18 protein-coding genes are annotated in these 20,972 nt (G+C 70.2%); 10 read left to right on the top strand and 8 right to left on the bottom strand.

Features of this window, described 5'->3' with window-relative positions; translation table 11 throughout:
- Positions 1 to 321 precede the first annotated feature (321 nt).
- On the top strand, positions 322 to 2,283 hold the full coding sequence (locus tag ACQPXG_RS14570) for a histidine kinase (RefSeq protein ID WP_433468201.1): 1,962 nt from the start codon (positions 322 to 324) through the stop codon (positions 2,281 to 2,283).
- Positions 2,284 to 2,568: 285 nt separating this feature from the next.
- Here the strand turns inward: ACQPXG_RS14570 and miaA are convergent, their stop codons facing one another.
- A complete protein-coding gene (gene miaA, locus ACQPXG_RS14565) occupies positions 2,569 to 3,459 on the bottom strand; it encodes a tRNA (adenosine(37)-N6)-dimethylallyltransferase MiaA (RefSeq protein ID WP_433469967.1) in 891 nt (296 codons plus the stop codon).
- Between the two features lie 149 nt (positions 3,460 to 3,608).
- Here miaA and ACQPXG_RS14560 point away from each other — a divergent pair, with 149 nt between their 5' ends.
- The gene (locus ACQPXG_RS14560) at positions 3,609 to 3,824 is read left to right on the top strand and encodes an antitoxin (RefSeq protein ID WP_433468200.1); all 216 of its coding nucleotides are present in this window, start codon (positions 3,609 to 3,611) and stop codon (positions 3,822 to 3,824) included.
- 197 nt (positions 3,825 to 4,021) lie between these two features.
- Here ACQPXG_RS14560 and miaB read toward each other — a convergent pair whose 3' ends face one another.
- The gene (gene miaB / locus ACQPXG_RS14555) at positions 4,022 to 5,551 is read right to left on the bottom strand and encodes a tRNA (N6-isopentenyl adenosine(37)-C2)-methylthiotransferase MiaB (protein ID WP_433468199.1); all 1,530 of its coding nucleotides are present in this window, start codon (positions 5,549 to 5,551) and stop codon (positions 4,022 to 4,024) included.
- 191 nt (positions 5,552 to 5,742) lie between these two features.
- On the opposite strand from miaB, the gene ACQPXG_RS14550 reads away from it, so the two are divergent.
- From ACQPXG_RS14550 to ACQPXG_RS14530, 5 genes are all read left to right on the top strand, one after another.
- Entirely contained in the window at positions 5,743 to 6,558 is an 816-nt protein-coding gene (locus tag ACQPXG_RS14550; RefSeq protein WP_433468198.1) for an amino acid ABC transporter ATP-binding protein, read from the top strand.
- A 39-nt stretch (positions 6,559 to 6,597) separates the two neighbouring features.
- On the top strand, positions 6,598 to 7,467 hold the full coding sequence (locus tag ACQPXG_RS14545) for a glutamate ABC transporter substrate-binding protein (protein WP_433468197.1): 870 nt from the start codon (positions 6,598 to 6,600) through the stop codon (positions 7,465 to 7,467).
- A gap of 103 nt (positions 7,468 to 7,570) precedes the next feature.
- A complete protein-coding gene (locus tag ACQPXG_RS14540; RefSeq protein ID WP_433468196.1) occupies positions 7,571 to 8,254 on the top strand; it encodes an amino acid ABC transporter permease in 684 nt (227 codons plus the stop codon).
- Positions 8,251 to 9,234, top strand: coding sequence for an amino acid ABC transporter permease (locus ACQPXG_RS14535; protein ID WP_433468195.1), 984 nt, complete (start codon positions 8,251 to 8,253; stop codon positions 9,232 to 9,234). Before ACQPXG_RS14540 ends, ACQPXG_RS14535 begins: the two co-directional genes overlap by 4 nt.
- 189 nt (positions 9,235 to 9,423) lie before the next feature.
- Positions 9,424 to 11,436, top strand: coding sequence for a prolyl oligopeptidase family serine peptidase (locus ACQPXG_RS14530; protein ID WP_433468194.1), 2,013 nt, complete (start codon positions 9,424 to 9,426; stop codon positions 11,434 to 11,436).
- Positions 11,437 to 11,444: 8 nt separating this feature from the next.
- Here ACQPXG_RS14530 and ACQPXG_RS14525 read toward each other — a convergent pair whose 3' ends face one another.
- From ACQPXG_RS14525 to recA, 4 genes are all read right to left on the bottom strand, one after another.
- Positions 11,445 to 12,680 (bottom strand): glycerophosphodiester phosphodiesterase family protein, encoded by a 1,236-nt coding sequence (locus tag ACQPXG_RS14525; protein WP_433468193.1) that lies wholly within the window; start codon positions 12,678 to 12,680, stop codon positions 11,445 to 11,447.
- A gap of 73 nt (positions 12,681 to 12,753) precedes the next feature.
- Entirely contained in the window at positions 12,754 to 14,313 is a 1,560-nt protein-coding gene (rny, locus tag ACQPXG_RS14520) for a ribonuclease Y (protein ID WP_433469966.1), read from the bottom strand.
- Between the two features lie 450 nt (positions 14,314 to 14,763).
- Positions 14,764 to 15,315: a regulatory protein RecX gene (locus ACQPXG_RS14515; RefSeq protein ID WP_433468192.1), complete on the bottom strand. Its 552-nt coding sequence runs from the start codon at positions 15,313 to 15,315 to the stop codon at positions 14,764 to 14,766.
- Between the two features lie 202 nt (positions 15,316 to 15,517).
- On the bottom strand, positions 15,518 to 16,639 hold the full coding sequence (gene recA, locus ACQPXG_RS14510) for a recombinase RecA (protein ID WP_433468191.1): 1,122 nt from the start codon (positions 16,637 to 16,639) through the stop codon (positions 15,518 to 15,520).
- Positions 16,640 to 16,881: 242 nt separating this feature from the next.
- Here recA and ACQPXG_RS14505 point away from each other — a divergent pair, with 242 nt between their 5' ends.
- From ACQPXG_RS14505 to ACQPXG_RS14495, 3 genes are all read left to right on the top strand, one after another.
- Positions 16,882 to 17,751 (top strand): ATP-grasp domain-containing protein, encoded by an 870-nt coding sequence (locus tag ACQPXG_RS14505; RefSeq protein ID WP_433468190.1) that lies wholly within the window; start codon positions 16,882 to 16,884, stop codon positions 17,749 to 17,751.
- 164 nt (positions 17,752 to 17,915) lie between these two features.
- Entirely contained in the window at positions 17,916 to 18,227 is a 312-nt protein-coding gene (locus ACQPXG_RS14500; RefSeq protein WP_433468189.1) for a hypothetical protein, read from the top strand.
- A gap of 3 nt (positions 18,228 to 18,230) precedes the next feature.
- Positions 18,231 to 19,388 (top strand): glutathionylspermidine synthase family protein, encoded by a 1,158-nt coding sequence (locus ACQPXG_RS14495; protein WP_433468188.1) that lies wholly within the window; start codon positions 18,231 to 18,233, stop codon positions 19,386 to 19,388.
- A gap of 9 nt (positions 19,389 to 19,397) precedes the next feature.
- Here ACQPXG_RS14495 and ACQPXG_RS14490 read toward each other — a convergent pair whose 3' ends face one another.
- Both ACQPXG_RS14490 and ACQPXG_RS14485 read right to left on the bottom strand, forming a co-directional pair.
- Positions 19,398 to 19,592 carry a DUF3046 domain-containing protein gene (locus ACQPXG_RS14490; protein ID WP_433468187.1) on the bottom strand — a complete coding sequence of 65 codons (195 nt, stop codon included), beginning with the start codon at positions 19,590 to 19,592 and terminating at the stop codon, positions 19,398 to 19,400.
- A 9-nt stretch (positions 19,593 to 19,601) separates the two neighbouring features.
- Positions 19,602 to 20,876 (bottom strand): alpha/beta hydrolase fold domain-containing protein, encoded by a 1,275-nt coding sequence (locus ACQPXG_RS14485; RefSeq protein ID WP_433468186.1) that lies wholly within the window; start codon positions 20,874 to 20,876, stop codon positions 19,602 to 19,604.
- Between the last annotated feature and the right edge of the window lie 96 nt (positions 20,877 to 20,972).

Here is a 20,972-nt window from a genome sequence, read left to right as displayed (position 1 = left end):
GGCCGGCGCCGGCGGCGGCCCGAGCCCGCCCCTGTCGGAGCTCGGCCACGCCGCCCGCGCCGTGCCGGCCGGGCGTCCGGCGGACGGCCGCGGCGCGCCGCGCCCCCGCCGCCAGGCGGCCCCGCCGGACAAGTCTGACCTGCGGCTTCCGTTCTCCTCGCCGGATTCCGCGGTTACCATCACGGCACGCCCCCATGCACGGTGACCGGGCCAGTCTCCGCCTAACCCGATCCCGGTGTCCTGAGGCGGACGCCCTTTTGTCTGCGGGACAGGGAGCAGGACGTTTTAACATTCCATTACTTTGGGGCGGGGAGCGGCTTCATGGAGACGGAAGAGCAGGACCGCGGGGCGGGACGCCTGGGCGTCCTGCTCGCGCTCGCCGCGCTCGCCTCCGTCACCGCGTCGCTCGTCATCGGCGGCCGGATGCCCTCCGACCTGCGCATGGTGTGGTGGCACCCGGAGATCCTGATCGCGCTCGCCTGGACGCCCGTTGGCGCCGTCCTGCTGCGGCACCGGCCGGGGCTGAGGGTCGCCTGGCTCATGGTCGGCGCCGGTTTCAGCGCCTCGGTGTACGTCCTGACGCTCAACCTCGGCCCGTGGTTCGAGCTCCACCACTGGCCCGGAACCGGGTTCGTCACGTGGCTCGGGACCTGGCTGTGGGCCATTGACACCTACGCCCTGACACTGATCCTGCCGTTGATCTTCCCGGACGGCCGGCTCGTGTCGCGCTGGTTCCGCCCGGTGCTCGTGCTCGCCTGCCTCGTCCCGGTGATCGTCTGCGTCCACCTGACGATCGACCCGGACGTGCGCCGCTGGCACAACGGCGTCTCGGTCTACTCGTTCGACCGCATCCCGGTGCCGATCAGCGCGGTCATCATCGGCACCCTGGCCGCGGGCCTGTTCTCGGTGGCGGTCCGGTTCGTGCAGTCACCGCCGGACGTCCGGCGGCAGATCGGCTGGGTGGTCTATCCGGGCATCGTCGCGGAGGCCATCATCTTCGTCGGCGAGAACAGCCCCATCGGCGACCCGGTGCGCGACATCACCATCGTCGCCGTCCCGATCTGCATCGCGATCGCGATCACCCGCTACCGGCTGTACGACATCGACCTCGTGGTCAGCCGGACGCTGGTCTACGCCGGGCTCGTCGTCGTCATCACCGGCGTCTACTTCGCGCTCGTCGGCACCGCGAGCCTGCTGGCGCACGGAAAGGGCACCCTCGCCGGGCTCGCCGGGGCCATCGTCGCGGGCGCGGTGTTCGAACCCGTCCGGCGGCGGCTGCAGCGCACGGTGGACGGGTTCATCCACGGCGAGCGCGACCCGTACCGAATCGCCGACCGCCTCAACCGGCGGCTGCAGACCGCCGCGAACCCGGGGGCCGCGCTCGCCGTCGCCGCCGAGGTGGCGCGCTCGGCCCTGCACGCGAGCGGTGTCGCGATCGAGGTGCTGGACCGCGACGGCCGGACGATCTCGGCGGAGGACGGCGTGCTCGGCGAGCGGCCGCAGCTGATCCCGCTGGTGTGGCACGGGGAGCCGGTGGGCCGGCTGCTGTTCGGCGTCACCCGCACCCCCGACACGCGGCTGTCCGGCATCCTGGCCCGGAACCTCGCCGAGCTGGCGAACGCGGCGCGGCTCGCCGCGGACGTCCAGCGGTCCCGCGAGCACATCCTGCGCACCCGGGAGGAGGAGCGGCGCCGGCTCCGCCGCGACCTGCACGACGGGCTCGGCCCGACCCTGGCCAGCCTCGCCATGACGGTGGACGCCGCCCGCATCACGCTGAAGACCGACCCCGAGGCGGTCGACGGGCTGCTGGAGGAACTGCGCGCCACCATGGGCCGCACCATCGGCGACATCCGGGAGCTCGTGTACGGCCTGCGCCCCCCGGCACTGGACGATCTCGGGCTGGAGGGCGCGATCCAGGCGCTCGGCGGCGTCGTCGCCACGGGTGACGGCCCTCAGGTGGACGTGCACGTGGAAGGCGACCTGAAACGGCTCCCCGCCGCCGCCGAGGTCGCCGCGTACCGGATCGTCCAGGAGGCGCTCACGAACGTCCACCGGCACGCCAACGCCGGCTGCGCCGAGGTGCGGCTGTACCTGAACGGCGATCTGCACGTCACGGTCGGCGACGACGGTGTGGGGCTGCCCGACCATGTGCGCTCCGGCATCGGCATGTCGTCCATGCGCGAGCGCGCGGCCGAACTGGGCGGATCCTGCACGGTGGGGCCCGGCCCGAAGGGCGGGACGCTGGTCCGCGCCAGGCTGCCGGTCAACGGCGTCCATCCCTGAGGCGCCGCCCTCCCGGTGGGAGGGCCGGTGACCGCCCCCCGCCAAGAAGGTCGCCACCGGCCCTCAGGCTCCGTACGGCTCCGGGGCTCCCATCCCGGTCCATACGGGCCATTCACCAGAGGGTGTGCAAGAGAGAAGTTATGCGGCGGAAGGTCCCGTTGGAGAGGGACCGTTGTCCCGTTCGGGCCGGGACCGCCCCGGGGAGCGCGCAGGCCCTGGTGAGAAGGGGATTCGGAACCACGCGGCCACTGCCGTACGGCCCGGCCCACGGGTTCGCGGCCTCGGTCAGCCGACCAGGGCCAGCGCGTGATCGACCAGGTCAGGATCATCGTGGGGTAGCCACCGGACGCGCGGGTCCCGGCGGAACCACGACTCCTGCCGCCGCGCGAACCGCCGGGTCGTCCGGACGGTGTCCTCCCTGGCCTCGTCCTCAGTCGACTCCCCCGCCAGGAACCGGAGCACCTGTGCGTAGCCGAGGGCGCGGCCCGCGGTCAGGCCGTCCCTGAGGCCCCGCTTCTCCAGACCCCGGACCTCGTCGACCAGGCCCGCGTCCCACATCCGCCGCACCCGCAGGGCGATGCGCTCGTCCAGTTCCGCCCGCGGGAGGCTCAGCCCGATCTGCACGACCGCGTCGTAGCGGTACCTGTGCTCGGGCAGGGTCGCGGTGAACGGGCGGCCGGATATCTCGATCACCTCCAGGGCCCGGACGATCCGGCGGCCGTTGCTCGGCAGGATCGCCTCCGCGGCCGCCGGATCCAGGCCGCGAAGCCGTTCGTGCAGCGCACCGGGCCCGGCCTCGGACAGCTCCGCCTCCAGCCGGGCCCGGACGGCCGGGTCCGTCCCCGGGAACTCCAGGTGGTCGAGGGCCGCCCGCACGTACAGCCCGGAGCCGCCCACCAGCACCGGAGTCCGCCCTCTGCCATGGATGCCGGCGATCACGTCGGCGCTCAGCCGCTGGTACTCCGCGACGCTGGCGGTCGCGGTCACGTCCCAGATGTCCAGCAGATGGTGCGGCACCCCGCGCATCTCCTCCGCGGTCAGCTTCGCCGTTCCGATGTCCATGCCGCGGTAGAGCTGCATCGAGTCGGCATTGACCGCCTCGCCGCCCAGCCGGAGGGCCAGCTCGACGGCCAGGTCGGACTTGCCGGCGGCCGTGGCGCCGACGACCGCGATCACCGGCGGAGTCGCGGGAGCGGGGACATGAGACGCATTGGGTGAGGTCACGGGCTTAATTGTGGCAACAGAACGGGTATAGCCGGGTTGTACGGGCGTCGCGCGAGCTCGCGCGGCCCACGGACGAGACGAGGGATCCGGGGGGATACCGCATGTCCATCGTCGACAAGGTCAAGCAGATGCTCGGGCAGCACCCCGACCAGGCCAAGAAGGGCACGGAGAAGGCCGGGGACACGTTCGACGAGCGAACCGGCGGCCAGCACGCCGACAGGGTCGACCAGGTCCAGGACAAGGCCGGCGACTACATCGACCGCGAGGGCGGCGAAGGCGGCCAGCCCGGCCAGCCCGGTCCGGGCCAGCCGACCTGACCCACCGGTTCCCGGCCGGTCCGCCGCGAGGCGCCCGACGCCGCACGGCCCCCTGCCGGCGAGCCGGTCGCCGCTGAACAGGCGGCACCGCCGCAGCATCTCGCCTGGGCCGGTTCCGGCCCGGCCCCGTCGAGACGGGGTAGGCCACGGCCCGATCGCGCCGGTGTTCAGGGCGCCGGTGTTCAGGGCGCCGGTGTTCAGGGGCCGGTCGAGCAGCCTGACACGGGCGCCGCGGACTGGGCGGGCCGCCCGATCGACGGCATGCCCAGCGAGACGCCCTTCTGCCCGTCGTCCCGGCCTTGGCGGGCCTCCCACGCGTCTCCCGCCCGCGTCCGGCGGACGGCCGGCGCGGGCTTGTCGGCGACCAGGTGGTGCGGCGCGGCGTAGGTGACCTCGACGGTGACCATGTCGCCGGGACGGACGGGCTCCGCGGGCGCGCCGAAGTGGACCAGGCGGTTGTCGGACGCGCGTCCCGACAGCCGGCGGGTCACCTCGTCCTTGCGGCCCTCGCCCTCCGCGACCAGGACCTCCAGCGTGCGGCCGAGCTGCTTCTTGTTCTCCGCCCAGGAGATCTCCTCCTGGAGTGCGATGAGCCGCTCGTAGCGCTCCTGGACGACCTCCTTCGGCAGCTGGCCGTCCATGGTCGCGGCCGGGGTGCCGGGACGCTTGGAGTACTGGAAGGTGAACGCCGAGGCGAACCGGGCCTCCCGCACGACGTGCAGGGTCTCCTCGAAGTCGGCCTCGGTCTCGCCGGGGAAGCCCACGATGATGTCGGTGGTGATCGCCGCGTCCGGGATCGCGGCCCGGACCTTCTCGATGATGCCGAGGTAGCGCTCCTGCCGGTACGACCGGCGCATCGCGCGCAGTACCGCGTCCGACCCGGACTGCAGCGGCATGTGCAGCGACGGCATCACGTTCGGCGTCTCCGCCATAGCGGCGATGAGGTCGTCGGTGAAGTCCTTGGGGTGCGGCGAGGTGAACCGGACCCGTTCCAGGCCCTCGACGCCACCGCACGCGCGCAGCAGCCCGGCGAAGGCGGACTGCCCTCCGGCGGTCATGGCGCGGACCTCGTCCGGCGCCGCCGACAGCGCTCCGAAGCCCGAACCGTAGGCGTTCACGTTCTGCCCCAGCAGGGTGATCTCCAGGACGCCCTCGGCGACCAGCGCCTCGACCTCGGCGAGGATCTCCCCCGGGCGGCGGTCCTTCTCCTTGCCGCGCAGGGACGGGACGATGCAGAACGTGCAGGTGTTGTTGCACCCCACGGAGATCGACACCCACGCGGCGTACGGGGACTCGCGGCGCGTCGGCAGCGTCGACGGGAAGGTCACCAGGGACTCTTCGATCTCGACCTGCGCCTCGCTCTGCACGCGCGCACGTTCCAGCAGCGCGGGCAGCGACCCGATGTTGTGGGTGCCGAACACCACGTCCACCCAGGGGGCGCGTTCGACGATGGCCTCGCGGTCCTTCTGCGCCAGGCAGCCGCCGACGGCGATCTGCATGCCCGGGTGGCCGTCCTTGACGGGCCGCAGATGGCCGAGGTTGCCGTACAGCCGGTTGTCGGCGTTCTCCCGCACCGCGCAGGTGTTGAAGACCACCACATCGGGCTCGGCGTCCTCCGCGCGGACGTACCCGGCCGACTCCAGGAGCCCGGACAGCCGCTCGGAGTCGTGGACGTTCATCTGGCACCCGTAGGTACGGATCTCGTACGTACGGTGAGCCGTCTCCATTGGCGCACTCATGACAGTCACCAAGGGTACGGCTCCGCCGTGATATGACCGAACGGGTTCCGCACCCCCGCGTCCAGCACGGATGATCACTCTCCGCCACGACGGAACCCCGTCCGACATGGGTATTCGTGATCGGATCGGTACCGCGCGGCAACTTTCGCAGTACTGCCGATGACATAGGGTCCGGGCTCATGACGGACAGCGAAAGCGGGCCCGACCTCACCAAGACCGGGCCGGAGGACTCCACCCCGGAGCCGGCCACCGATGGTGACCGGCCCCTCGTCGTGGTCGAGCACGTCAACAAGCACTTCGGCGAGCTGCACGTCCTCAAGGACATCAACCTCACCGTGGACTCGGGCGAGGTCGTCGTCGTGATCGGCCCGTCCGGGGGCGGCAAGTCGACCCTGTGCCGGTCGATCAACCGGCTGGAGCCGATCGACGACGGCAAGATCCTCGTGGACGGCAAGGAACTGCCCAAGGAGGGCAAGGACCTGGCGAGGCTCCGCGCCGACGTCGGCATGGTCTTCCAGTCGTTCAACCTGTTCGCCCACAAGACGATCCTGGACAACGTCACGCTCGGGCCGGTGAAGGTCCGCAGGCAGGGCAGGCAGGAGTCGCAGAAGCACGCGATGGAACTGCTCGACCGGGTCGGCATCGCGAACCAGGCGAACAAGTACCCGGCGCAACTGTCCGGCGGGCAGCAGCAGCGAGCGGCCATCGCGCGCTCCCTCGCGATGAAGCCCAAGGTGATGCTCTTCGACGAGCCGACCTCGGCACTGGACCCGGAGATGGTCAACGAGGTCCTGGACGTCATGACCGGCCTGGCCCGCGAGGGCATGACGATGATCGTCGTCACGCACGAGATGGGGTTCGCGCGCAGGGCCGCGCAGAAGGTCGTGTTCATGGCGGACGGCCAGATCGTGGAGGAGAACACTCCCGACGAATTCTTCACCAACGCGCGGACCGAGCGCGCGAAGGACTTCCTTTCCAAGATCCTCACGCACTGAGCCGCGGGGCTCCGGCAGAGAGCAGAGGTAGGACGAGAAATGCGAGTACGTCGTTTCGGCGCCCTGATCGGGGCGGGGATGGCGCTGTCACTGGCGCTCAGCGCGTGTGGCAGCGACACCGAGAAGACCGAGGCCAAGACGGTCGTCCAGAAGGCCAAGGACGACAAGAAGCTGACCATCGGCATCAAGTTCGACCAGCCGGCGCTCGGCCTGAAGAAGCCGGACGGCACCTTCGACGGCTTCGACGTGGACGTCGCCAAGTACGTCGCCAAGTCGCTCGGCGTTCCCGAGAGCGGCATCACGTTCAAGGAGACGACGTCCGCGAACCGCGAGTCGTTCCTCGGCGGAGGCCAGGTCGACCTGATCTTCGCGACCTACTCCATCACCGACGCGCGCAAGTCGCAGGTGACGTTCGGCGGCCCGTACTACGTCGCCCACCAGGACACCATGGTCCGCGCTGACGACACCAGCATCAAGAAGGCCCAGGACCTCAAGGGCAAGAAGCTGTGCAAGGCGGCCGGATCCAACTCCTTCCGCCGCGTCACCGAGGGCCCGCCGGACGGCAAGCTCAACATCAAGGGCGTCACGCTGGTCGACGCCAGCAGCTACTCCGAATGCGTGAGCAAGCTGAAGTCCAAGGCGCTGGACGCGGTCAGCACCGACGACCTGATCCTCGCCGGGTTCGCCAACCAGCAGAAGGGCGCCTTCAAGGTCATCAACGACCCCTTCACCGACGAGAAGTACGGCGTCGGCATCAAGAAGGGCGACACCGAGACCTGTGAGGCCGTCAACAAGGCCATCACCACGATGTACTCCGACGGCACCGCCAAGACCCTGCTGGAGAAGCACTTCGCCGGCACCGGGCTGAAGCTCGTCACGACCGTCCCGCAGATGGAAGGCTGCGCCTGATCTCAGGCCGCGCATGACGCCCGTCACGCCGGTGCGCCCCGCGAATCGCCGGGGCGCACCGGCAGGCCCTGACCCTGCAGGAACGCAATGAAACAGCTGAGCAATGTTTGACTTCAGCCCGTTCTTCGACAACTTCAACGAGATCATGCAGGGCTTCTGGGCGACCCTCCGCCTGGCGGCGGCGTCCGCCGTGCTCTCGCTGATCATCGGAACGCTGCTGGCGAGCTTCCGCGTCGCACCCGTCCCCGTGCTGCGCGCCTTCGGCACGGGCTACGTCAACATCGTCCGGAACACGCCGCTGACCCTGGTGCTGCTGATGTGCAGCCTGGGCCTCAACGACATCCTCGCGCTGAAGTTCTCCGAGAACTCCTCGACCACCTACTACTGGTGGGCGGTCTTCGGGCTCTCCGCCTACACCGGGGCCTTCGTCTGCGAGACCCTGCGCGCGGGGATCAACACCGTCCCGCTGGGGCAGGCCGAGGCGGCGCGCTCGATCGGGCTGACCTTCACCCAGTCGCTCCGGATGATCATCCTGCCGCAGGCGTTCCGCGCGATCATCGCCCCGCTGGGCAGCGTCTTCATCGCGATGATCAAGAACACGACGGTGGCCGCGGCGGCGAGCTACGCGGAGGTGGCGCTGGTCACCAAGACCATCGTCGACAAGCCCACGTTCGCCAACGGGGTGATCCCGCTGTTCCTCGGCGTGGCCGTCGGCTTCCTGATCCTCACCCTGCCGACCGGATACTTCTTCGGCTGGCTGGCCAAGCGGATGGCGGTGGCGCGATGAGCAAGGAAGCGACCGTTCTCTTCGACGTCCCCGGGCCGCGGGCGCGCGCGCGGAACACGCTGCTGTCCGTCATCGTGTCCGTGGTGCTCGCCGCCGTCCTCGCCGCGCTCGTCTGGCGCCTGAACGACAAGGGCCAGTTCGAGGAGAAGCTGTGGACGCCGTTCACCGAGTGGACCGTCTGGCGGCACCTGCTCCTGCCCGGCCTGATGAACACCCTGAAGGCCGCCGCCGTCGCGACCGTGCTGGCCCTGCTGTTCGGCATCGTGTTCGGCCTCGCGCGGCTCTCGGACCACTGGTGGATCCGGATCCCCGCCGGGGCGGTGGTCGAGTTCTTCCGCGGCATCCCGCTGCTGATCCTGATCTTCCTGGCGTTCTTCGTCCCGAACAAGATCAGCCCGTCCATCGCCGAGTCTCCGTTCGGCCAGCTCCAGCGCATGTCGGTGGACTACTTCTTCTCGATCTTCGGGGTGGAGAGCAACGCCGGGACGGTCACAGTGCCGGCCTTCGCCGCGGTGGTGTTCGGCCTGACGATGTACAACGGCTCGGTGCTCGCCGAAGTGGTGCGGGCCGGCGTCCTGTCGATCCCGAAGGGCCAGTCGGAGGCCGCCTACTCCATCGGCCTCCGCAAGAACGGCGTGATGCGGCTGGTCCTGCTGCCGCAGGCGATCACGGTGATGATGCCGGCGATCGTGAGCCAGATCGTCGTCCTGCTCAAGGACACCGCGCTCGGGTTCATCATCGCCTACGGCGAGTTCCTGCAGGCCGGCTTCAAGCAGGTGCCGGCGAACTACAGCAACAACGTCCTGCAGGCCGGCGTCATCGTCGCGATCATCTACATCGCGATCAACATGTCGCTGAGCCGGGTGGCGACGTGGCTGGAGGCCCGCAGCCGCCGCAGCCGCAAGACCGAGGCCAAGACCATGACCACGGGCGGGCCGCCTCCCGTCCCCGGGGTCGGGGTCACCCAGCAGACCGTCTAGCCGGTCTGAGGACCCGTTCCGCCGCGAAGGGCGCCGCCGGTTCCGGCGGCGCCCTTCGCCGTCCCTGCTACCGGACGAGGCGACCCTCGGCGTCACCGGCGGGTTTCCGGACGGCCTGCGTGTATCTTTCCGACGTCAAACAGACCGTCATGGCCCCAACCGATCCCCGTATGCGGGACGATTCCTGTTATGACCGCTCGTGCGACCCTCCCCTACGGCTCATGGCCTTCACCCATCTCTGCGGCCGATGTCGCCCGCGCCCGGCTGCGCCTCAGTTTCCCTACCGTCGCGGGCGATGACGTGTGGTGGCAGGAGACCCGGCCCGAGGAGGGCGGCCGGACCACGGTCGTCCACCTGAACGGCGGTCGGCGCACGGAGCTGCTGCAGGCGCCGTGGGACGCCCGTACCCGTGTCCACGAGTACGGCGGGCGGTCGTACCTGCCCATCCGCACCGGCAAGAGCTGGTCGATCGTGTTCTCCAACTACGAGGACCAGCGGCTCCACCGGCTCGACGAGGGCGACCCGAAGCCGTACCCGCTGACGCCGGAACCGGCCGTCCCGGCGGGGCTGCGGTTCGCCGACTACGTCCTGTCCCCCGACAGGACTGAGATCTGGTGCGTGTGCGAGGGTCACATCGCGGAACCGGCGCGGGACGGGGAGGAGCCGGCCGCGGGCGAGCAGGCCGCCGCGGGCATCCGGCGCGCGATTGTCGCCGTCCCGCTGGACGGCAGCGCGGGCGGGGACGCCGGCGCCATCCGCGAGCTCGTCACCGGTGCCCAGTTCTACGCGAACCCGGCGCCGTCCCCCGGTGGCGGGCACCTGGCATGGGTGCAGTGGAACCACCCCCGTATGCCGTGGGACGGCACGGAGCTGCGCGTGGCGGCGATCGAGGACGGCGCGGCGGTCGCGCCCCGGACCGTCAAGGGCGGCCTCACCGAGTCGGCGGTGTCGCCGCTGTGGCGCGACGACGAGTCCCTGTACGTGATCTCCGACTGGCCCGGCTGGTGGAACATCTACCAGGTCGGCCTGCACGGCGAGTCCCCGCAGGCGCTGTACCCGGCCGAGGAGGAGTTCACCGGGCCGCTGTGGCAGCTCGGCGGCATGCCGTACGCGCTGCTCGGCGACGGGCGCCTCGCCGTCCTGCACGGTGAGGGCGACATGCGGCTCGGCATCTACGACCCCGAGACGCTCGACCTCATCGACCTGGAGGTCCCGTACGAGCACTGGGCGGCGCAGCTGTCCACGGACGGCACGACGATCGTGGGCATCGCGGGCGGCCCCGACCTGCCGGCCTCGGTCGTGCGGGTCGACACCACCACGGGGCGCGTCGAGGGGCTGCGCCGGGAACTGCCCGAACTGCCGGATGTCGCGTACCTGTCCAGGCCGCGGGCCGAACGCCTGGAAGGGCCGTTCGGGCGGCCCGTCCACGCCTACGTGTTCCCGCCGACCAACCCCGAGGCGGCCGGGCCGGAGAAGGAACTGCCCCCGTACGTGGTCTTCGTGCACGGCGGGCCCACGGGGCGGGTGTCCACGGTGCTCGATTTGGAACGTGCGTATTTCACCAGCCGCGGCATCGGCGTGATCGACGTCAACTACGGCGGATCGGCCGGCTACGGCCGCGCCTACCGGGAGCGGCTGCGCCGCCAGTGGGGCGTCGTCGACGTGGAGGACGCCATCGCCGCCGCGCAGGCCCTCGTGGACGGCGGCATCGCCGACCCCGCCCGGCTGGCCATCCGCGGCGGCTCCGCCGGCGGCTGGACGACGCTCGCGTCGATCACGCAGACCGACGTGTTCAAGGCCGCCACGTCCTACTTCGGGATCAGCGACCTGCAGAGCTTCGCCGAGGCCACGCACGACTTCGAGTCGCACTACCTGTTCGGCCTGATCGGGCCGCTGCCCGGCTTCGAGCGCGCCTACGAGGAGCGTTCGCCGCTCAACCGGGCGGGCGAGACGGCCTGCCCCGTCCTGCTCCTCCAGGGCCTCAACGACCCGGTGGTGCCGCCGGACCAGTCCGAACGGTTCGCGCATGCGCTGGCCGAGAAGAAGATGCCGTACGCCTACCTCACGTTCGAGGGCGAGTCCCACGGCTTCCGGAAGGCGGCGACCGTCGTCCGATGCCTGGAGGCGGAGCTGGCGTTCTACGGCCAGACCCTCGGATTCGAGCCGCGCGGCGTCGAGCCGATCAACCTGACGGTCGGCTGACCGCCGGATCAGGGGACGATGTAGGAGTGGATGTCGATCAGCGAGTGGCCGGCCCCGAAGAACGACACCGTGTCGCCTGACGTGTTGTTCAGGAAACCGGCCGTCAGGCCGTTGTAGTAGGCGTCCGGGCGGTTCGTGCCGGGGCCGACGTGGACGCGCAGCAGGCTCCCGGGCCCGATCACGTACCCGGGGCCGATCTTCATCAGGTTGCTCGCCTGGTCGCGCAGGTAGCCGCCGCTCACCTCGATCGGCCGGGACGTGGTGTTGCGCAGCACCACGTGCTCGCTGTTCTCCGGCTGGGCGTCGTCGCCGCCCGGGTCGGGGAAGACGCTGTCGACCACGACGCCGTTCGCCGCGGCGAACGGCGTCCTGCCGTCCAGGATCCGGCGGGCCGTGGCCGGGAAGTTCGACGTGACCCAGTCGTAGCCCTGGTTCGCGGCCATCGAGACCTCGGCCGGGCCGTCCACCGGGTCGCTGAACACCTTCAGCCCCTTGGCGTGCGCGCGCCGGACGTCGGCCGCGCCGGTCACCCGCGGGTGCGCGTACACCCCGACCGTCCAGCCCGCCAGTGCGGCCAGGTCCTCGTCGCCGAGCATCCGCCCGCCGGTCAGGTAGGAGAGCTGCACCTTGGGCGCGGACGCGTGGAACTCCCTGAGCACCTCCTGGTCCCGCGAATGGACCTGCACGCGGTAGGCGCCGGACCGCAGCGTCGCCCCGTCGGTGAGCCCGGCCGCGTTCAGCTCCCCGGCGAGCAGCGTGGCCACGCCCGGACTGCTGGCCGGCGACTTGAGCTCCAGGCTGAGACCGGTCCGCCTGTCCACGACCGACAGCAACTCCTTCAGGGTCGGCACTCGTTGGCCCGCGTACCGCGAGCCGAACCACGATCCGGCGTCCAGGCGCTTGATCTCGGCCAGCGTGAACTGCCCGACTCGCCACGGCGTCCGGTCGGGGTAGACCTCCTCCACGTCGGTCGTCCTGGCGAGCGTGTCGTCGTGCAGGAGCACGATCTGCCGGTCGGACGTGAGCTGGACGTCGCCCTCCAGCACGTCCGCCTTGTCGCGGAGCGCGTCGCGGTAGGAGGCGAGCGTCTCCTCGGGCGCCTGCCCCGGCGACCCGCGGTGCCCGACGACCACCGGGTGCGTCCGCTTCCCGGCCGCGCGGTCGGGCGCGGCCTGGGCGATGCCTGTGATGGTGAGCGCCGCACCCATGACGACCGCGCACCCGAGCATGGAAACCTTGTTCACGACGCTCCTCCCGCCGGCGAGTGCCTTGATCATCACGGCGGGGGGTGGCGAATGCCAGTCCTGTCCCTGAACTTCAGCGGGCGAACTCGATCGCCCGGGATTCGCGGACGACGGTGACGCGGATCTGGCCCGGGTAGGTCAGCTCGTCCTCGACCTGCTTGGCGATGTCGCGGGCGATCACCTGCGCCTGGATGTCGTCGACCGCTTCGGGCTTGACCATGACGCGGATCTCGCGTCCGGCCTGCATCGCGAAGACCTTCTCCACGCCCTCGTGCTTGGCGCGGGCGATCTCCTCAAGCCGTTCGAGCCGCTTGACGTAGGCCTCCAGGGACTCCCTGCGCGCGCCCGGCCGGCTGCCGCTCACGGCGTCCGCGGCCTGAGTGAGGACGGCCTCGACCGTCCGGACCTCGACCTCGTTGTGATGCGCCTCGATCGCGTGGACGACGTCCTCGTCCTCGCCGTAGCGGCGGGCGATCTCGGCGCCGATCAGCGCGTGGCTGCCCTCCACCTCGTGGGTGAGCGCCTTGCCGATGTCGTGCAGGAGCGTGCACCGCTTGGCGACCTCCACCGGAAGCCGCAGCTCGCTCGCCATGACCCCCGCGATGTGCGCGGACTCGATCAGGTGCTTCAGCACGTTCTGCCCGTAGGACGTCCGGTACCGCAGCTGCCCGAGCAGCGCGATCAGCTCCGGGTGCATGTCGGCGATGCCCACCTCGACCAGGGCGTCCTCACCGGCCCGGACGCACAGCTGCTCCACGTCGCTCTTGCTGCGCTCGTAGATCTCCTCGATGCGCTGCGGATGGATGCGGCCGTCGAGGACGAGCTTCTCCAGCGTGAGCCGCCCGACCTCCCGCCGCACCGGGTCGAAACAGCTCAGCAGCACCGCCTCGGGCGTGTCGTCGATGATCAGGTTGACGCCGGTCGTCGTCTCGAACGCGCGGATGTTGCGCCCCTCGCGGCCGATGATGCGGCCCTTCATCTCATCGCTCGGCAGATGCAGCACCGACACGACCGACTCGGCCGTCTGCTCGCTCGCGACCCGCTGGATCGCCAGCGTCACGATCTTGCGGGCGCGCTTCTCGCCCTCCGCCCGCGCCGTGTTCTCGATCTCGCGGACGATCGGGATGGACTCCCGCTTGGCCTGGTTCTCGATCGCCGCGACCAGCTCGCCCTTGGCCTGCTCCGCGGTGAGCCCGGCCGCCTGCTCCAGGACCTTGCGCCGCTCGTCCGCGACGCCGGCCAGCTCCTCCTTGCGGGTTTCGAGCGACTTCTTGGTCTCGGCGAGCCGCCCCTGCCATTCCTCCAGGCGCCGCACCTCGCCGTCCAGCCGCTGCTCCCGCTCCGCGAGCCGCGCCTCCCGGCGCTCCAGGTCCTCCCGGACGGTCCGGAGATCGTCGCGGAGGAGGCGGCCCTCGGCGTCGAGTTCCGCGCGGGCGGTGGCGGCGATCCGCTGCGCCTCCCGCTCGGCGTCCTCCAGGACGTCCTGCGCCTCCTGCCCGGCCTTCGCCCTGATCTCGTCGGCCTCGCTCTGCGCGCGGGCGATCTCCGCCGCGGCCTTGCCGGGCATGCCGGGACGCCACAGGATGACGATCACGAGAGCGACCAGGGTCACCAGCAGCGCTGCACCCAGCAGGACGCTCTCCATGAGGCAGATCCTTCCTCGCCGCAGGCCCGTCCGGAGTGCGGGGCCCTGCCTAGCGAGGATTTACTCGCGCTCGGATGCACGACATCACGGGGCCGCGCGTGGCGCGCCCCCGGCGATCCGGCCGAATCCGGTCGACGAACCTGTCCTTTATGCCTCTCAGCTGCTGGAACGTGCTCGGTCGTATGGCAATCCGCGAGACGCGGAGTAACTCCTCACTGCCGTAACGGTAAGCGGCATAGAGGTAATGAGCAAGCAAACGACGGGCATTCCGGACTAACCGAACGTCGACGTGAGTCCTTCCTTACCACCCGCCCTGACCGTCCGCCCCCGCCGCGACCTGCGACATCGCGCCCGCGTCAGAGTCCGGAAAAAAATCACCACCCGGTCACCCGGCTCGCAACCCCGGCGTGTCGCGCCCCGGGCGCGTGGGTCGCGGGGTCAGTCAAGGGGGTCCGCGGGGTCAGGGACGGCTTCGAGATCGGCGCCCTCTTCTGCGAGGGCCTCCTTGACGACCCGGTAGGCGAGGCCGGGCGGGTAGCCCTTGCGGGCGAGCATGCCCACCAGGCGGCGCATGCGCTTGGCGGGGTCGGCACCCCGTGTGGCGGGGAGCTTGCGGGTCACCAGAGCGCGGGCGGTGCGTTCCTCTTGAGCGGGGTCGAGGGACTCCACGGCGTCGTTGACGGTGTCGTCGGCCACGCCGCGGCGGCGGAGTTCGGCGGCGAGGGCGCGCTTGGCGAGGCCGCGCCCGGTGTGCCGGGACTGGACCCATGCCTGGGCGAACGCCTCGTCGTCGATGAGGCCGACGTCGGTGAAACGACCGAGGACCCGTTCGGCGACCTCGTCGGGGATGTTCCTGCGGCGCAGCGCGCCCGCCAGTTGCGCGCGTGTGCGCGGCGACGCGGACAGCAGGCGCAGGCAGGTCTCCCGAGCCTTCGCCTCGGGGTCGGGGAGGGTGCCCTCATCGCCGCCGTCGCGTGCGGCCCTCGTCATGGGCCCCCGCTTCGTTCAGCGCCCGCGGGGCGAGCGGGCGGCGGCCTCTGCCCGGCACAGGCGGGTGAGGCCGTGGGAGCGGCGGCGCCATCGGGGAAGGTCCGTGCACCGATCGTGCGGTGCCGGGTAAGGCGCCGCCACCCTGCATACGAGATCATCGCTTACTCTTCGTCAAGAGTCACCCTTATCGGGGGATTCTCGGTCAGGAATCACCCGGCTTGGCCTTGGCGGTCTTCCTGGCGGCGCTCTTGGCTGGGGCTGGGGCGGGGGCGGCCGCGGGAGGCTCGGGCGCGGCGTCCGGGGCGGCGGGCTCGGCCTCCTTGTCGACCTTCGGGCCGATGCCCAGCTTCTCCTTGATCTTCTTCTCGATGCCGTCGGCCATGTCGGGGTTGGCCTTGAGGAAGTTGCGGGCGTTCTCCTTGCCCTGGCCGAGCTGGTCGCCGTCGTAGGTGTACCAGGCGCCGGACTTGCGGACGAAGCCGTGCTCCACGCCGAGGTCGATCAGGCCGCCCTCGCGGCTGATGCCCTGGCCGTAGAGCAGGTCGAAGTCGGCGACGCGGAACGGCGGGGCCATCTTGTTCTTGACGACCTTGACGCGGACGCGGTTGCCGACGGCCTCGGTGCCGTCCTTGAGGGTCTCGATCCGGCGGACGTCGAGGCGGACGGAGGCGTAGAACTTCAGCGCCCGGCCGCCGGTGGTCGTCTCCGGGGAGCCGAACATGACGCCGACCTTCTCGCGGAGCTGGTTGATGAAGATGGCGGTGGTCTTGGTCTGGTTGATCGCGCCGGTGAGCTTGCGCAGGGCCTGCGACATGAGGCGGGCCTGGAGGCCGACGTGGCTGTCGCCCATCTCGCCCTCGATCTCGGCGCGCGGAACGAGCGCGGCGACGGAGTCGATGACGACGATGTCGATCGCGCCGGAGCGGATCAGCATGTCGGTGATCTCCAGGGCCTGCTCGCCGGTGTCGGGCTGGGAGACCAGCAGGGCGTCGATGTCGACGCCGAGCTTGGCGGCGTACTCGGGGTCGAGCGCGTGCTCGGCGTCGACGAACGCGGCGATGCCGCCCTTCTTCTGCACGCTCGCCACGGCGTGGAGTGCGACGGTGGTCTTGCCGGAGCCCTCGGGGCCGTACACCTCGACGACGCGGCCGCGGGGCAGACCGCCGATGCCGAGCGCGATGTCGAGGGCGATCGCGCCGGTGGGGATCACCTCGACGGGCGCCCGCGCCTCCTCGCCCATCCGCATGACCGATCCCTTGCCGAACTGGCGCTCGATCTGGGCGAGTGCGGTCTCGAGAGCCTTCTCCCGGTCGTTCGCTGCCATTGAGATGTCCTTACGGTCGTGATGTCGGCTCTCGGCCGCTGTTTGCGATGTCGAGGGCGACGTTACGGCGGGCCACCGACACTTTTCGAGCCCGGCGCGGATTGTGGATGACGCCGCCGGCCGCGACCAGCTTACCGAACATCCGTTCGATCATCGTCTCGTACCTCGATTTGGGGTGGAATCTCCGTGCGCTCCCTGGTCCCGACCCCGTACGCTGGCGACGTCGACGGAGGGTTCCAATCATGACGCTGACCGTCCTCTTCTGCGTCGATCCGATCCATCCCCGGCGCGTTGACCCGCACTTCGCCCGTGAAGCCGCGGCCGTGCGGGACCATTACGGCGAGATCGCCCTGATCGACCACGACGCGCTGCGGCGCGGCGACGTGGGCGACGCCGTGGAGGCGGTGCCCTCCGGCCTGGGTCCCGTCTGGTATCGCGGCTGGATGGTCTCGGCGGACGAGTACGGCGCGATGGCCGCCGCCCTGAAGCAGCGCGGGACGATCCTGCTCACGCATCCGGACGACTACCGCCGCGCGCATGAGCTGCCCGGCTGGCACGACACGTTCGCGGGGTTGACCCCGCACAGCGTGTGGCGTCCCCTCGGCACCGGGCAGGACCCCGGGGACCTCAACGAGCTGGGGGAACTTGTCAAGCCTCTGCGCAGCGGGCCCGGCGTGGTCAAGGACTACGTGAAGTCGTGCAAGCACGAGTGGGAGGAGGCGTGCTTCGTCCCCGACGTGAAGAACCTCCCACGCCTGCACGACGTCGCGGCGAAGATGGTGGCGCTGCGGGACGACCACCTGGCGGGCGGTCTCGTAGTCCGCGAGTTCGAGCAGTACGACGGTGAGGGCGAAGCACGCGTGTGGTGGGTGGACGGCGAGCCCGTGCTGGTGGGCCCGCACCCGGACAGCCCTGGCGTGGAACCCGATCCGGACCTGGACGCGGTGGCCCCGGCCGTCCGCGTGCTGGGCTGCAGGTTCATCACCACCGATCTGGCACGCCGCACGGACGGCGCCTGGCGTGTCGTGGAGGTCGGCGACGGCCAGGTCAGCGACCTGCCATCGTCCGTGGACGCGATGGACCTCTATGCGCATCTCCCCGTGCCGGACTGAACGCCCCCGCGCGATGTGGCGTGCGACCGAACCGGATTAGGGTTTTCGTCGTCTTATGAGCGATGGCCCTGGGCCGTTGCTCGCCCCCCACATGAGAAGGACGAATTCCCTTGCCCCCACAGGAGCCCACTCGCCGGCTCAGCTCTCGCGCCGTGAAGGTGGGGATGGTGAGCGCGCTGTCGTTGACACTCGTCGCCTGCGGTTCCGGTTCGACCACGGCAAGGTGCGTCGACCGGAACGAGCCGGCCAAGGGCAAGAGCGGCTACAAGGTCGTCCCGGACGGCAACTGCGACACCGGCGACATCGACAGCGGCTCCCCCTCCTACGGGCGCTACTTCTGGTACTACGGCGGGAAGAACAGCTCTGGCTTCGTGTCGGGCGGCAGCCGGTACCGTCCCGACGGAAAGATCAAGTCCAGTGGCGGGCGGACGCTGAGCCGGGGCGGGTTCGGCGGCGGCGGCCGGGGCGGGAGCTGACCGATGCGCCGAGTCCGTTCCACCCCGCGTGACGGCTGGGCGGAGAAGGTCGAGGCGCATGGCCTGGCCTTCCACCGCACCGCGCACCCCGAGCATCTGACCCGGCCGTACTGGGACGAGTCCGTGCACTACGTCTTCGAAATGGACGAGGTCCTTGCCCTGGAAGGGGTCGTCGAGGAACTGCACCGGATGTGCCTGGAGGTGGTGGAGCACGTCGTCTCCACTGGCCGCTACCACGTCCTCGGCATCCCCGACTGGGTAGCGCCTCTCATCGAGGCGTCGTGGCGGCGCGGTGACCCGCACCTCTACGGCCGGTTCGACCTCCGCTATGACGGCCACGGCAACGCCAAGCTCCTGGAGTACAACGCCGATACACCGACCGCTCTGGTCGAGAGTTCCGTGGTCCAGTGGTACTGGCTGCAGGACACCCATCCTGGGGACGACCAGTGGAACTCCATCCACGAACGGCTCGTGACCCGCTGGAAGGAGATCGTCCCCGCCGTGAACGGCGGGCCGGTTCACTTCGCCTGGACGACCGGTGACGAGACCGGCGAGGAGGTCATGACGATCGCCTACATGCAGGAGACCGCTGAAGAGGCGGGCCTGCCGGGCGTGGCGATAGCCATGGAGGACATCGGCTGGGACTCCGCCGTCGGCCGGTTCGTCGACCTGGACGAGCGCGAGATCGGGACGCTGTGCAAGCTCTACCCGTGGGAGTGGATCGTCGCGGAGCCGTTCGGGCGCAGCATCCCGAACACGTCCACATCGTGGATCGAGCCGATCTGGAAGATGGTGCTGTCCAACAAGGCGCTCCTCGTCCTGCTGTGGGAGCTGTTCCCCGGGCACCCCAATCTGCTGCCCACGTACCTGAACACGCCGTCGAACCTGACCTCCTACGTCCAGAAGCCGCTGCTCGGACGGGAGGGGGCGAGCATGCGCATCGTCACGCCGGACGGCTCCGAGCAGCGGACCCAGGGCGACTACGGCGCGGAGGGGTTCGTCTTCCAGGAGTTCTGCGCGCTGCCCGACTTCGACGGCGAGCATCCCGTCCTGGGGGCGTGGGTGGTCCACGATGGGGCCGCCGGGATCGGCATCAGGGAGACCTCCGGGCTCATCACCGACGACACGTCGTCGTTCGTCCCGCACCGGATCCCGCTGTAGCGGACGCGCCTACTGCAAGGTGGAGGGGACGTCGAAGGTGTGAACGACGGCCTGCCAGACCTTCTTGGCGGATTCGCCGTCGGCGAGGGCCTGCTCGATGGTGCGGCCGTCCAACTCGGCCATGACGTAGTCCTTGGCCACGCTCTCGGCGTAGCGCTCGCCGAACTGCTGATTCATCCGATCCCAGAAAACTGTGAGCCGCACACGTCCACGCTATCCGACGGACGGTTCTCCCAAGGACTGTGTGACCTCGCCGGGGACTGCAGGGGCGGCCCCCTGACGGTACTGGCGGTGCAGACCCGTCAAGTAGCGCTCGACGCCTTCGATGACGCGGGCCGTCCGGTAGGAGGGGAAGACGTCGAATGCGTGCTGGGCACCCTTCATCTCGGCGTAGATGACCGGCGATGTGGAGACGTCGCGTAGGCCTGCCACGAATCGGCGTGCCTCCGCCACTGGGATGAGCGAGTCGCGGCTCCCGTGAATGACGAAGAAGGGCGGCGCGTCCTCGCGGATGTACGTGACAGGGGACGCCTTGGCGTACGCCTCCGGGTTCTCCGCGAAGGGCTGCTTCACCACCATCCGTTCCAGGAGATGCGTGGCACCCATGGGGCGAGGCCAAGGTCCCGCCTCGAAGAGGTTGTACACGCCGTAGAACGGAACGGCCCCTTGCACGCTGGTGTCGGCGTCTTCGAAGCCGGGCTGGAATTCCGGCAGGTTCGCGGTGAGCGCCACCATCGCCGTGAGGTGCCCGCCGGCCGAGCCGCCTGTCACGCACAGGAAGTCGGGGTCGGCCCCGTACTCCTCGGCGTGCTCCTTGTACCAGGCGACGAAATGCTTGAGGTCGATCAAGTGTTCCGGCCAGGTGGCGCGGGGACTGAGCCGGTAGTTGACGTTGAAGCCGACCCATCCCTGGACGGCCATGTGGTTGAGGAGCGGCAGCCCCTGCTCGCGTTTGTCGCCGATGACCCAGGCGCCACCGTGGATCTGCATGAGCCCGGGACGCAGGTCGCCGGAGCGCTCGCCCGCCGGACGGAAGACGTCCAGCTTCAGGCGCAGCCGGCCGTCCTCCCGGTACACGATGTTGCGTTCGACCCGCACGCCCTTGCGCGGTATCAGGCACAGCTGCGGTACGACCAGGTGTGAGCGCGGATAGCGTGGTCCGCCCTCCGGGTCCAGGTCGAGAGGGGCACCACTGTCCCGCAAGGTGACGACCGTACGGTGCGACGCGGCGAGAGTGGCCGCGACACCAGCCATGCCGAGGATCGCCAAGGCGAGCCCGGTCCAGCCGGCCCAGCCGTCCAGTCCTCCGAAGGAGGCGACGGTCGCCGTGGCGGCGGCCCAGAGGACGAGCACATGCGGCGCCATCTCGATCGTCAGCCAGCCGAGGAAGAAGCTCGGAGCGACGAGCACGGCATCGTGCCGGGGAGCGTGCGCGTTGGCGGCGACCAGGACGAGGAGGATTCCGAGGGCGAGGAGGGCGTAGGGCATCGGGGACTCCCTTGGCGGAGCGTGTCCTACCCGTAGACCCTGCCCGGACAAGCGCTTGCTTACAATGTGACGCGCGCCACCCCGCGACATTCTGTC

It is taken from the genome of Spirillospora sp. CA-128828, from assembly GCF_050945415.1.
Taxonomy (GTDB): domain Bacteria; phylum Actinomycetota; class Actinomycetes; order Streptosporangiales; family Streptosporangiaceae; genus Spirillospora.
Note: the sequence above shows the minus strand (reverse complement) of the source record. Positions and strands in the feature narration are given on the sequence as shown.